This is a genomic window from Streptomyces sp. GbtcB6 (assembly GCF_019091475.1).
Lineage (GTDB): Bacteria > Actinomycetota > Actinomycetes > Streptomycetales > Streptomycetaceae > Streptomyces > Streptomyces hyaluromycini.
In genome coordinates this window covers 1-12,808 of sequence record NZ_JAGXJL010000026.1, presented here as the reverse complement: position 1 = coordinate 12,808, position 12,808 = coordinate 1, and the positions used below count along the sequence as shown (strand labels likewise).

Genomic DNA, 12,808 nt, shown 5'->3' with positions numbered 1-12,808 from the left:
TCGACGGCGATCGGGAGACCCCTGGCAAGGGCCTTGGGCGGTACGGGAGCCAGGCGAGTTCCTGAGGTCGGCGGCTACCGGCGCGGACCGGCGAAGCCGGCGAAGGTGTGGCTGAAGTACCAGGGGTCCTGGGCGATTCCGGAGCAGGCGTTGGCGCCTCCGGTGCCGACGCAGTCGCCGTTGTCGCGCTGGAGGGCCCAGAAGGAGAGGGTGTCGATGCCCTGGGCGGCGGCCCAGCGCTCGACCGTCGCGGCGTTCTGGGTGGTGAAGGTCTCCGCCGGGCCGAAGTCGTCGATGCCGGGCATCTCGGTGACGCCGATCCTGCCCCACAGGTCCTTGGCGCTCTTGTGCGGGTAGAGGGCGTGGAGTTGGGCGTGCAGGCCGTCGGCCGCGGTCTTGGTGTCGGTGGCCATGTCGTGGGTGGCGCCGTCGTAGTAGTCGAAGGTCATGATGTTGACGACGTCCACGCGCGCGTGGTTGGCGACGGCGTTCTGGAGGACGGCCAGTCCGTTGGTCTCCAGGCCCTTGGTGGTCGTCGGCAGGGTGTAGGAGAACTGGAGCGGGCGGCCGGTGCGTTCGGCCCAGCGCTCGGCCTTGGCGACCGCCTTGTTGCGGCGGTCGATACCGGCCGTGTTCGCGAGGGAGTCCGCCTCGATGTCGAGGTCGATGCGGCTGATGCCGTACGTCGTGACGAGCTTCTCGTAGACCCCGGCGATCGCGTCCACGTCGGTGCAGCTGTCGGCGAGTTCGGTGCCGGTGGTGTCGGCGCTGTAGCCGCCGAAGGAGGGGATGGCGTTGCCGCCGCGGGCCTGGAGGGCGGCGATGTCGGCGCCGAAGGCCCCCGGGCCGATGGGCAGGGTGGCGTCGCCGTTCCAGTCGGCGGTGCAGGAGCCCGCGTTGGGGGTCTGGAGGAAGGCCAGGGTGAGGTACTTGTTGCCGGACTCGGCGGCGAGCGCGGCGGGGCTCTCGCCGGTCCAGGCCTCGAAGTAGGGGGCCGCGACGTGGGCGGGCATGGGCTTCGCGGGGTGCGGTACGGAGGAGGGGGCCGCGTGCGCGGCGCCCGCCCCGAGGGCAACGAGCGCGGCGGACAGGGCGGTTGCGGGCAGGGCGTGCAGGGCACGAGTGCGTCTCATGGACGCCCATATTTGGACTAGACCAATTAACTGTCAAGGTTCTTTACAACCACCAGACCCTTCTGTTCGATGTCACGTCAGGAAGCAGTTCCCTCCGGTCAGTTCCGGCCAAGAATTTTCATGCGAAGATTTGAACTGACCATAAGAGAGTCATTAGGGTCTGTTGCCCGAACCTCTGCTCGGAAGGAGCTCGCCTCCGTGGCGTCCCACCGTCGTGCCAAGCAGCCGGGCCGTGCCCGTGTCACTGTGCTCACCTCCGCCGCCGCTGCCGCCGTGGCCCTCAGCGCACAGGCGGCCAACGCCGCGCCCAGCGAGAAGCCGAGCAAGAACGAGGTCAAGTCCCGCGTCGACAAGCTGTACGAGGAGGCCGAGCAGGCCACCGAGAAGCTCAACGGGGCCAAGGAGAAGCAGGAGAAGCTCCAGAAGCAGATATCCGCGCTGCAGGACTCGGTCGCACGCGGACAGGACGAGCTGAACGAACTCCGCGACGGCATCGGCTCCATGGCCACCGCCCAGTACCGCAGCGGCGGCATCGACCCGTCCCTCCAGCTGTTCCTCTCCTCCGACCCGGACAGCTACCTGGACAAGGCGGCCACACTCGACCAGCTGAGCAGCCAGCAGGTCGAGACGCTGAAGAAGATCCAGGCCAAACAGCGCGAGCTGGCGCAGGAGCGGGCGGAGGCGACCGGCAAGCTCAAGGACCTGGCCGCCACCCGCACCGAACTCGGCAAGAAGAAGAAGGAAGTCCAGGCCAAACTGGCCGAGGCGCAGAAGCTGCTCAACAGCCTCACCGCCGCCGAGAAGGCCGCCCTCACCGCCGAGCAGGACCGGGCCAGCCGTTCCTCCAGCGAGCGGGTGGACCTCGGCGACGACACCTCCGCCACCGGCAGGGCCGCGGCCGCCTTCGCCGCCGCCAAGACCAGGCTGGGCACCCCGTACGTCTACGGCGCCACCGGCCCCTCCTCGTTCGACTGCTCGGGCCTGACCTCCTGGGCCTACGCGCAGGCCGGCGTCTCCATCCCGCGCACCTCCGAGTCCCAGTCGACGATCGGCACCAAGATCTACTCGACGTCCGACCTCCAGGTCGGCGACCTGGTCTTCTTCTTCAACGACCTGCACCACGTGGGCCTGTACGCGGGCAACGGGCAGATCCTGCACGCCCCGCGCACCGGCACGGTCGTCCGCTACGAGTCGATGTCCACCATCGGCGGCCCGTTCATGTTCGGCGTCCGCGTCTAGCGCGAGCGCACCCGGGTGCCCTCCAGGTAGTGCAGGACCGCCGCCACCCGGCGGTCCGTCCGGTCGGCCGGGGACAGGTCGAGCTTCGCGAAGATCGACCGGATGTGCTTGTGGACGGCACCGTCGGTGACGACGAGCCGTTCGGCGATCGCGGAGTTGCCGAGGCCCTCCGCCATCAGCGCCAGTACGTCGCGCTCGCGCGGGCTCAGCCGCTCCAGGCGGGTGTCCTGGCGGGACCGGGTGAAGAGCTGGGCGACGACCTCGGGGTCGATGGCGGTGCCGCCGGACGCCACCCGGTGCAGGGCGTCCAGGAACTCCTCGACCCGGCCCACCCGTTCCTTGAGCAGATAGCCGAGCCCGCCGACCCCGCCGGTGAGCAGTTGGGTGGCGAAGCTCTGCTCGACGTAGGCGGACAGCACGAGGACGGCGAGGCCGGGGTGGCGGCGCCGGGCCTCGACGGCAGCGCGGATGCCCTCGTCGGTGTGGGTGGGCGGCATCCGGACGTCGAGGATGGCGACGTCCGGCGCATACGCCTCGACGGCGTCCAGCGCCTCGTCCGGGGTGCCGGCGGTCGCGGCCACGTCCATCGCCTCGGCCCGCAGCAGCAGGGCGAGCCCCTCACGGAGCAGGGGGTCGTCCTCGGCGATCACGATCCGCAGGGGCGGGCGTACGTCGCCGGGCGCCTGTACTCCGCCGGTCGTCCGGGCGTCGGCATGTGCCGGTGCTTCACGATCCACTGGGCAGGTCCACTTCCAGGGTTGTCGGGCCGCCGGGCGGGCTGACCAGGCGGAGGGTGCCGTCGTGGGCCGCGATGCGACGGCGGATACCGGTGAGGCCGGAGCCGCCGGCCTCCTCGGCGCCGCCCCGGCCGTCGTCGGCGACGGTGAGGCGCAGCCGCCCGCCCCGGGCCCGGAGGGTCACGGTGACCGACCGGGCACCGCTGTGCCTGGCGACGTTGGTCAGGGCCTCGGCGACGACGAAGTAGGCCGTCGCCTCGGCGGAGGCGGCACAGCGTTCGGGCGCGTCCACGTCGATACGGCACGGCACCGGGCAGTCGGCGGCGAGGCCGGACAGCGCACCCGCGAGCCCCCGGTCGTCCAGGACCGGCGGCAGGATGCTCCGCGAGACCGTGCGCAGCTCGGCCAGCGCCTGTTCGGCCGCGGGCTGGGCGCGCTCCAGGATCTCCTCGGCGCGGGACGGATCACGCGCCACCTGCCGGCGGGCGGCGCCGAGCAGCACGGTGACCGAGACCAGCCGGTTCTGCGTGCCGTCGTGCAACGCCCGCTCGATGCGCCGGAGTTCGGTGGCGTGGGCGTCGAGCGCGGCGGCCCGGGTGGCGGTGAGTTCCGCGACCCGCAGGGAGAGGTCCTGGTCGGGTCCGGCGGCGAGCAGCACCCGGCCGGGGGCCGCCTGGAGCCGGGCCATGCCGGGGGTCAGGCCCAGGATGACGGCGATCGAGCCGATCCCGAACGCGCAGACGGCGAAGGCGTCCGGCCAGGAGTGCGCGACGCCGAAGCCGACGGAGGTGGCGGTGGTGCCCTTCGGCATGAACCGCCAGTACAGCGGGAACGCCGTGTCCCGGACGGCGGACAGCGGCAGCAGGAACCCGGCCAGGCCCAGCAGCAGCCCGGCCGTGCCGTGCCGGGCCAGCCAGCGCAGCTCCCGCCGGGTGGTGGGGTCGCCGAGGGCGGGCCGCAGCCGGGTCGGCGGGGCCGGCTCCGGGGCGAGGACCTCGGGGCCGCGCCGGCCGAGCCGTTCGCGTTCCCGGCCGGCCAGGGCGTGCAGCGCGTGCAGCAGCGGGGACGCCAGGAGCAGCCCGGCGCCCAGCGGCGCGGTCACCGCGGCGGCCGCGAGCAGCAGGAGCAGGAGCAGGGCCGTCGCGGCCGTCCCGAGCCCGCCGACGAGCCCCGCGAGCGCGCCGCCGGCGGCCCGCAGCGTCCGCCCGGCGACGGCCTTCACCCCCTCGCCGCCGTCCGCGGCCTCGCCGCCGCGCTCCGGCCGGGCGTCGGTGACAGCCATCCGCAGCCCCCTCCTCTCGACCTCGACGACCCTAGGGCGTAAGGCAGTCCGCCGGGTCCCGGAATCCCGGAAGGTACAGCCTGCGGTACCTCCGATCCGGCGGTGAACGGGATCGGCCGAGGGGGGTCACGGTCCGTAGCGTCGGTGCCCGTACCGCAGGACGTCGGCCCCCAGCAGGAGGTTCCCCGTGGCCCACCCCGACCCGTACCGCCTCACCGGCACACCGTCCGCCGACCACCGGGGCGACGGAACCGGAACCGGCGGCGTGGACCTCACCCGCACCCTGCTCTGGTCCCTGCTCGTCCTCAGCGCGGCCGCCGACATGGCGACCTCCTACGGCGGTACCGCCCCCTGGATCAACGTGGCCTGCGGAGCGGTGACCCTGCTCAGCACGGGCACCCTGGCCGTGCGCGGGCTGCGAGGCCGCCGATGAGCACCACCGCGACGGACACCGCCCGCCGGGCCCCGGCCATCGCACTGGCGGGCGTCGGCAAGACGTACCCGGGCGGGGTACGGGCCCTGGACGACGTGTCGCTCACCGTGGAACACGGCACGTTCCTCGCCGTGATGGGCCCCTCCGGCTCCGGCAAGAGCACGCTGATGCACTGCGCGGCGGGCCTGGACGCGCCGACGTCGGGCAGCGTCCGCATCGACGGCCGCGAGATCGCCGGACTGAACGAGACCAGGCGCACCGAACTGCGCCGGGAGCGCGTCGGTTTCGTCTTCCAGGCCTACAACCTGATCCCCTCCCTCTCCGTCGAGGACAACATCACGCTGCCGCTGCGGCTGGCCGGCCGCCGCCCCGACCAGGACTGGATCCGCACCCTGGTGGAACGCGTCGGACTGGCCGACCGCCGCCACCACCGCCCCGCCGAGCTCTCCGGCGGCCAGCAGCAACGCGCCGCCCTGGTAAGGGCGTTGGCCGCCCGCCCGGCGGTGGTCTTCGCCGACGAGCCGACCGGCGCGCTCGACCTGCGCAGCGCCCACCAGGTCCTCGACCTGCTCCGCACCCTCGTCGACGACCTCGGCCAGACGGTCGTGATGGTCACCCACGACCCGGCCGCCGCGGCCCGCGCGCACACCGCCCTGGTGATGGCCGACGGCCGGGTCGTCGAGGCCCTGCACCACCCGACGGCGAGCCAACTCGCCGCCCGGCTAGCCGCGTTGGGAGAGCACTGACCATGTTCCGCTTCGCCCTGCGGATGGCCGCGCACCGGATCGCCTCGCTGCTCGCCGTGGCCTGCGCGGTCCTGGGCGGCGCCGCCCTGATCACCGCCACCGGGGTGCTGGCCGAGTCCGGGCTCCGCTCCCAGCTGCCCCCGGGCCGCCTCGGCGGCGCGGACGTCGTGGTCGCCGCCGACCAGGAGTTCCACGTCGCCGGTGACCTGCCGATCGCGCTGCCCGAACGGGCCACGGTCCCGGCCGGCCTCACCGCCCGCCTGGCGAAGCTGCCCGGTGTCACCCTCGCGGTCGGCGACCTCGGTTTCCCGGCCGCCGTGACGGACGCGCACGGCCGCCTGCTCCCGGCCGCCGCCGGCCAGGACCCGGCGGCGGCCGGGCACGGCTGGTCCTCGACGAAGCTGCTCGCCGGCGCACGCATCCAGGGCGAGGCCCCGGCGACCCCCGCCGAGGTGGCGGTGGCCGCGGCGACCGGCCTGTCCCTGGGCGACCGCGTCCGCGTCACCGCGAACGGCCGCGCCGCCACGGCCTACCGCGTCTCGGCGCTGGTCCACGCCCCGGACGCGAGCATCTACTTCACCGACACGAGGGCGGCGGAACTGTCGGGCCGGGCAAGGGAGACGACCGCCGACGCAGGCGGGGAGACGGCCACGAACACGGACACGGACACGGACGCGACGGCAGCCGGGCGGGCCGCGCCCACAGCCGGGCCGGCCGCCGCCACCCGCACCGCCATGGCCCGCACCACTGTCTCGCCCCGCGCCGGTACCGTCGACCTCATAGGCCTCCGTGCCTCCCCCGGAGCCGCGGGACGGGTCGCCGCGGAGGTCCGTGAGGCGGTCGCCGGGACCGGTCTGAAGGTGCTCACCGGAGCCGACCGCGGTACGGCCGCGGCCCCCGGCGTCGGATCCGCCCGCTCCCTCCTCGTGCTCCTCTCCGGTTCCCTCGCCGGGATCGTCCTGCTGATCACCGGGTTCGTGACGACCGGCGCCCTGGGCGTGGCGATCGCCGGGCAGCGCCGCGACCTGGCGCTGATGCGGGCCGTCGGGGCGACACCGCGGCAGATCCGGCGGCTGGCCGCGGCCCAGTCGACGGCCGTGGCCGCGGTGGCCCTGGTCCCGGGCATCGCCCTCGGCTATCTGCTGGCCGACCGGTTCCGCACGCTGCTCGTCCACCGGGACGTCCTCCCGGCCCGACTCCCCCTCACCCTCGGCCCGTTCCCGGCCCTGGCCACCGTCGTCCTCCTCGTCGCGGCCGTCCGGACCGCGGCCCGCTGCGCGGCCTGGCGCACCTCGAGAATGCCGGCCACCGAGGCGGTCGCCGAGTCCCGCAGCGAGCCCCGCACCCCCTCCCGCCCCCGTACGGTCGCGGGCCTGCTCCTGATCGCGGCCTCCGGCGCCCTGTCCGTGACCCCGCTGCTGCAGCGCACCGCGATCGGCGCCTCCGCCACCTCCATCGCGGGCATCGTCGCCGCGATCGGCCTGGCCCTGGCCGGCCCCGCGCTGGTCCGGGCGGCGGGGGAAGCGGTCGTACGACGGCTGCGTCCGGGGGTGTCCGCGCCGACCTGGCTGGCCATGTCCAACGTCCGGGCGTACGCGCAGCGCGTCACCGGGGTGGTCAGCCCGCTCGCCATGGCGGTGGTGTTCGTGCTGACGTACACGCTCGCGCAGACCACCGTGCTGGCCGCGACCTCGGACGACACCCGCACCGGGACGCTCGGCCAGTACCGGCTGAGCGCGGCCGCCCTCGGGGGGCTGCCGACGGACACGCTCTCCGCCGTACGCCGGCTGCCGGGGGTACGGGCGGCGGCCCCCGTCGGCACGACCACGGTCGTCTGGCCCTACCGCATGTTCGACGACACCGAGACCGAGTCCGCCGCCGCGCTCATCCTCACCCCCGCCGCACGGGACGTCCTCGACCTGGGCGTGACCCAGGGCGACCTCGCCGGCCTGACCGGCGCCACGGTCGCCGTCAGCAGCGAGGTGGCAGGGCCGCGCGACGCCGGACTCGGCGCCCGCATCAAGCTGTTCCTCGGCGACGGCGCACCCGTCGAGGCGAAGGTGGTGGCCGTCTACGATCGCGGGCTCGGCTTCGGACCGGTCGTCCTCTCCCACGACCTGGCCGCCGGGCACACCACGTCCGGGCTCGACCAGAGCGTCCTCGTCCGCACCGACGGCACGGCCACCGCGGAACGCGGGCTCACCGCACTGGCCGCCACCCGCCCCGGCCTCGCCCTCTCGGACACGGCCCCGGAGGCGGGCGCGGACCCGCCCCCCGAGGTGTGGGTGAACCTCGCCGTCATCGTCGTCCTGCTCGGCTATCTCCTGCTCAGCATCGCCAACCGGCTGGTCGCGGCGACGGCCCAGCGCCGCACGGAGATCGCCGCGCTGCGGCTGGTCGGTACGACGCCGAGGCAGATCCTCGCGATGATGCGCAGGGAGGCCGGGGTGATCGCGGCGGCCGCGCTGGTCTCGGGGGCGGCGCTGTCCGCGGTGCCGCTGGCGCTGCTGGGCGAGGGTTTCCTCGACCGCCCGTGGCCGGCGGGCCCGGCGTGGCTGTCGCCGGCGGCGGCGGTGACGGTGGTGGTGACGGCGTACGTGACGATCGAGCTGCCGACGAGAAGAGCACTGCGGGTGCCGCCGGCGGAGGCCGTGTAAGGGGCGCGGGGAACTGCGCGACCAGCCACGACGTGGCGTCGGACCGCTGACGGCATTTCGCGGCACTCTCGGCCGTGCCACCGTCCGGCGGGTGTCGGAGCGTGCCCCGCTGCGGGTCCGTCGTGGCTTGTCGCGCAGTTCCCCGCGCCCCTAAAAGCCAAAAGCGGGGCGCGTTGTTCAGCCCTGGGTTTCTGGGCGGGCCTCTGTTGCCCAGTGGGTGTGGAAGGCGCCCTCTCTGTCGACGCGGCCGTACGTGTGGGCGCCGAAATAGTCGCGCTGGCCCTGGAGAAGGGCCGCGGGGAGTCGGTCGGCGCGGAGCGTGTCGTAGTGGGCGAGGGCCGCCGAGAACGCGGGCACGGGAATGCCCCGGCGGGCCGCGGACGCGACCGTCTCCCGCCACGGCACCTGCGCGTCGGCGATCTCCTTCGCGAACTCCTCCTCGGCCAGCAGGCTGACGAGGTCCGGGTCGGCCCGGTAGGCCGCGCGGATGCGGTCCAGGAAGGACGCGCGGATGATGCAGCCGCCCCGCCAGATCCGGGCCACCGCGCCGAGGTCGATCTTCCAGCCGTACTCGGCGGCCGCGTCCTGGATCATCGTCCAGCCCTGGTCGTAGGCGATGACCTTCGACGCGTACAGGGCGTGTTCGACGCGGGAGGCGAAGCGGTCGGCCTCGGTGGCGCTGAGCGGGGGTGTCGTGCCGCCCGGCAGACCGGCGTAGGCGGCGCGCAGTTCACGGCGGCCGGAGGCGGCGCGGGCGAAGGTCGCCTGGGCTATCGCGGTGACCGGGGAGGCCAGGTCCAGCGCGGTCTGCACGGTCCAGCGCCCGGTGCCCTTCTGCCCGGCCGCGTCGGCGACGACGTCGACGAAGGGCGCACCGGTGGCGGCGTCGACGTGTGCGAGGACGTCGGCCGTGATCTCGATGAGGTAGGAACCGAGCCGGCCGCCGTTCCACTCCCGGAAGATGTCCGCGATCTCGGCCGGCGCGTACCCGCCGACCTGGCGCAGCAGGTCGTAGGCCTCGGCGATGAGCTGCATGTCGGCGTACTCGATGCCGTTGTGGACCATCTTCACGAAGTGCCCGGCGCCGTCCGCGCCGACGTGCGTGGCGCACGGCTCGCCGCCCACCTTGGCGCTGATGTCCTCGAACATCGGCCCGAGCACGGCGTACGACTCCGCGGAGCCGCCCGGCATGATCGACGGCCCGTTGAGCGCGCCCTCCTCACCGCCGGAGACACCCACGCCGACGAAGTGCAGGCCCTTCTCGCGCAGCGCGGCCTCGCGGCGGCGGGTGTCGGCGAAGTGGGCGTTGCCGCCGTCGATGACGATGTCACCGGGTTCGAGGAGCGGCACGAACTCGTCGATGACCGCGTCGGTGGCCGGGCCCGCCTGCACCATGATCATGATGCGGCGGGGGCGTTCGAGGGCGGCGACGAACTCGGCGGCGGTCTCGGCGCCGACGAAGTCGCCCTCGCTCCCGTACTCCTCGATCAGCGCGCGGGTGCGGGCGGGGGTGCGGTTGTGGACGGCGACCGGGTAGCCGTGCCGGGCGAAGTTCCGGGCCAGGTTGCGGCCCATCACGCCCAGGCCGGTCACGCCGATGGCTGCGGATGCGTTCACGGGGGGACTCCGTTCTGCGGACGCGTGCTGTGCCCGGAGGTACGGGCCGACGGCGGGCGGGCGTTCAGCTCCGGGCGGGCGAAACGGCGTTCGGCCGGGCTGAGGTCGTGCACACCGGGCGCCGGCCGGGTCGGCCGAGTTCGAAGCGGCCCGGCGCGGGGCCGCACCGGAGCGATCATCCGAACAGGCGAAAGTCGTGGCGCCGGGCGTGTGGGGCCGCCTCCCGGCGAGCCGGTCATCAGAGGATCCGAAGATGCGAACGGATGATCTACGGCTGCTCGTCGCCGCGCTGGTGCTTCTGCTGACCGGCGCGTTCCTCACCACGCCCGCCAAGGCCGACCAGCGTCCGCACCACTGCGCCTTCGGACCGCCCAGTACTCCGCCGCCCACCGCCCACCGCGACGGCACCGACCGCACGGGCCGTATGAACGGCAGGGATCGCACCGCCCGCTGGACCGCGCCCACGGTCCGCTACCGGCTCTCCGCCGGTTACGGCGCCAAGGGCCACCTCTGGAAACACCGGCACACCGGCCAGGACTTCGCCGTCCACACCGGCACGCCCGTGTACGCCGTCGGCCCCGGCCGGGTCGTGGCCGCGTCCTGCGGCGACGGGTTCGGCAACCAGGTCGTGTTACACCACCCCGACGGCTACTACACCCAGTACGCCCACCTGTCCGCCATCAACGTCCGCCCCGGCCAGCGCGTCTCGGCGGGCCAGCGCATCGGCGCCGCGGGTTCGACCGGCAACGCGGACGGCCCGCACCTCCACTTCGAGGTCCGCACCACCCGGCGGCTGAGCTCCGCGGTGCCGCCGCTGCGGTGGCTGCGGCACCACGGCGTGAGCGTGTCCGGAACGTCGTCCCCGGGGCACCCGCACCCGAGCACCCCGGCCGCGAGCGCGAGGCCGCCGGCCGGCGGGACGAAACCCGCGCCGTCGTGGCACGGCCGGCCGCCGAGGACACCGGAGACCCCGGCGCCACAGGGAACCCCGGCGAATCAGTGGAACCCGACGGTGCCGTGGGATCCGACGAAGCTGTGGGCCCCGATGACACGGTGAACCCGCCGGCAGCGGTATCACGAGGACAGCGCACAGGGTCACGGTATGACCACATAGCGTGGCCCCTGTCCGCGGAACGGACAGACTGCCTCCCATGGCACGTCTGAGGTTCCTGTGGGTCGCCGCGCTGGTCGCCCTCCTGCTGCAGCCCGTCTCACGGCCGGAGACCCCGCGGCCCGCCGCGCCCGGGCCGTTCGGGGCGTACGTCGGATACGGAGCGGACGGGGTGCGGCGGGTGGCGGCGCTCGGGAGCTGGCTGCGGGACGAACCCCGGGTCGGGCACACCTACCTGCCCGGGGACGTGTGGCAGAACATCGAGGGCGCCCCGGACTTCGTACGGCTGTGGGCCCGGTGGCGGCGGGCCGAACCCGACCGGCTCCTCGTCCTCAACGTGCCGATGCTGGAACACACCGAGGCGCACGTCCCGGACCCCGAGGTGCGCCGCCAACTCCAGCTCGGGGCACAGGGGTTGTACGACGTCCACTTCCGCACCCTGGCCCGCAGGCTGGTCGCGGTCGGCGCGCCGGACACCGTCGTCGTGCTCGGCTGGGAGATGAACGGGGTCACGTACACCCATCGCTGCGGACCGGACCCCGCCTCCTGGCGGGCGTACTGGCGGCGGATCGTGACGGCCATGCGGTCGGTGCCCGGCGCCCGGTTCCGGTTCGACTTCGCGCCCAACCGGGGGCGGGACGCCATCCCCTGGACCGCGTGCTACCCGGGGGACCGGTTCGTGGACGTGCTGGGGATGGACGCGTACGACGCCCCTCGGGGGATGTCCTTCCAGGAGCAGGTCACCGAGCCGTACGGGCTGCGGGCCCAGGTCGACTTCGCCCGGGCCCACGGCAAACCGGTCTCGTACCCCGAGTGGGGGCTGTACGAGAACGGCGACGATCCCGCGTATCTGCAGGGCATGCTGGACTGGTTCGCGAGCAGTCGCCCGGTGTACCAGACGATCACCGACTACTGCCCGCACGGCGTGTGGAGATGCCGGGGCAACCCCAGGTCCACGGCCGTCTACCGGTCCCTGATGAGGAGCTAGGAGTTCGCGCTGGACGGGCCGAAGAACTCGATCTCGGCGATGGCCACCTGGGTGCGGCCCGGCGCCCGGTACGACGACTCGATCGTGAAGCGGACGGAGACGACGTCCGCGGCCCGGAGGTCGCGGGTCTGGCCGCCGGCCGTCTGGTCGAGGGTCACTTCGCGGGTCTCGGTCTTGCCGTCGGCGGTCTTGATGGTCGCCTTCATGCGGTGCGGCAGGGCCGAGTTCTTCAGCTGATCGTTGTGGGTCGACTCGCCTGACGTGATGACGACGTTGAGGAGCCGGGTCGGCTCGTCGAAGTGCGCCTCGACCCACTCGCCCTCGCCGCCCCCGACGATGCCCGGGCCCCACCACGTGTTGTTCAGCTTGTCGAAGAGCAGGTCCGGCTTGTGGCCCGCGTACGAGCGGGAGGCGCGGTAGCTGTCCGGGGAGACCTGGGCGCGCTTGGCGAAGTGGTCGCGGGTGGCGCTGATCGCCTTCGGCGTGTTGACCGCCAGGACCGTGACGGCGGTGAGGACGACGGCGGCGACGATCCAGGTGAGGACGCGGTCGAAGGTGCGGCGGAGGCGGGGGCGGTCGCCCGCCCACGGGGTCTCTCTGTTGCGGAAGTCGAAGATACGGCGCCACCAGGGGCGGGGGGCCGAGGCGGCGGTGCCGGGGTGGCCGGCCATGGGCATGGCGCAGCGGGTGCAGAAGTGGCGGTCGGGGCGGTTGGGGGTGGCGCACCAGGGGCAGGGGGTGCCGCCGTGGGCGCCGAGGTCTTCGCCGGGGGCGCGGACGGAGGCGGGGCGTTGGGGGGTGGGGCGGCCTGGGAGGACGGGGGCGATGGGTTGGGGGGCCGGGGTGGGGGTGTGCTCACTCACCG

General features: G+C 73.9%; 10 protein-coding genes and 1 pseudogene. 6 read left to right on the top strand and 5 right to left on the bottom strand.

All coding sequences use genetic code 11. The features are described 5' to 3' along the window. Positions 1–74: 74 nt before the first annotated feature. Complete coding sequence (locus KVT45_RS34790; RefSeq protein ID WP_217553146.1) at positions 75–1,133, bottom strand: chitinase; 1,059 nt, start codon at positions 1,131–1,133, stop codon at positions 75–77. A 198-nt stretch (positions 1,134–1,331) separates the two neighbouring features. On the opposite strand from KVT45_RS34790, the gene KVT45_RS34785 reads away from it, so the two are divergent. Further along, positions 1,332–2,372 (top strand): C40 family peptidase, encoded by a 1,041-nt coding sequence (locus tag KVT45_RS34785; protein WP_217553145.1) that lies wholly within the window; start codon positions 1,332–1,334, stop codon positions 2,370–2,372. Here the strand turns inward: KVT45_RS34785 and KVT45_RS34780 are convergent. Continuing rightward, on the bottom strand, positions 2,369–3,031 hold the full coding sequence (locus KVT45_RS34780) for a response regulator transcription factor (protein ID WP_217553231.1): 663 nt from the start codon (positions 3,029–3,031) through the stop codon (positions 2,369–2,371). The genes KVT45_RS34785 and KVT45_RS34780 overlap by 4 nt on opposite strands. 67 nt (positions 3,032–3,098) lie before the next feature. Continuing rightward, complete coding sequence (locus KVT45_RS34775) at positions 3,099–4,391, bottom strand: sensor domain-containing protein (protein WP_217553144.1); 1,293 nt, start codon at positions 4,389–4,391, stop codon at positions 3,099–3,101. Between the two features lie 187 nt (positions 4,392–4,578). Here KVT45_RS34775 and KVT45_RS34770 point away from each other — a divergent pair, with 187 nt between their 5' ends. The 3 genes from KVT45_RS34770 to KVT45_RS34760 are packed head-to-tail and all read left to right on the top strand — an operon-like array spanning position 4,579 to position 8,227. Continuing rightward, on the top strand, positions 4,579–4,824 hold the full coding sequence (locus KVT45_RS34770) for a hypothetical protein (protein ID WP_217553248.1): 246 nt from the start codon (positions 4,579–4,581) through the stop codon (positions 4,822–4,824). Further along, on the top strand, positions 4,821–5,570 hold the full coding sequence (locus KVT45_RS34765) for an ABC transporter ATP-binding protein (protein WP_217553143.1): 750 nt from the start codon (positions 4,821–4,823) through the stop codon (positions 5,568–5,570). The genes KVT45_RS34770 and KVT45_RS34765 overlap by 4 nt, the downstream gene beginning before the upstream one ends. A 2-nt stretch (positions 5,571–5,572) precedes the next feature. Then, positions 5,573–8,227, top strand: a complete 2,655-nt coding sequence (locus KVT45_RS34760; protein WP_217553142.1) for an FtsX-like permease family protein — start codon at positions 5,573–5,575, stop codon at positions 8,225–8,227. Positions 8,228–8,404: 177 nt separating this feature from the next. Here KVT45_RS34760 and gndA read toward each other — a convergent pair whose 3' ends face one another. Further along, positions 8,405–9,844, bottom strand: coding sequence for an NADP-dependent phosphogluconate dehydrogenase (gene gndA, locus KVT45_RS34755; RefSeq protein WP_217553141.1), 1,440 nt, complete (start codon positions 9,842–9,844; stop codon positions 8,405–8,407). Positions 9,845–10,097: 253 nt separating this feature from the next. Here gndA and KVT45_RS58190 point away from each other — a divergent pair, with 253 nt between their 5' ends. After that, positions 10,098–10,901, top strand: coding sequence for a M23 family metallopeptidase (locus tag KVT45_RS58190; RefSeq protein WP_217553140.1), 804 nt, complete (start codon positions 10,098–10,100; stop codon positions 10,899–10,901). A 94-nt stretch (positions 10,902–10,995) separates the two neighbouring features. Further along, on the top strand, positions 10,996–11,943 hold the full coding sequence (locus tag KVT45_RS34745) for a glycoside hydrolase family 26 protein (RefSeq protein WP_217553139.1): 948 nt from the start codon (positions 10,996–10,998) through the stop codon (positions 11,941–11,943). On the opposite strand, the pseudogene KVT45_RS34740 reads toward KVT45_RS34745, so the two are convergent. Then, positions 11,940–12,808, bottom strand: a pseudogene (locus tag KVT45_RS34740) (zinc ribbon domain-containing protein); the annotation flags it as partial. The gene KVT45_RS34745 and the pseudogene KVT45_RS34740 overlap by 4 nt on opposite strands.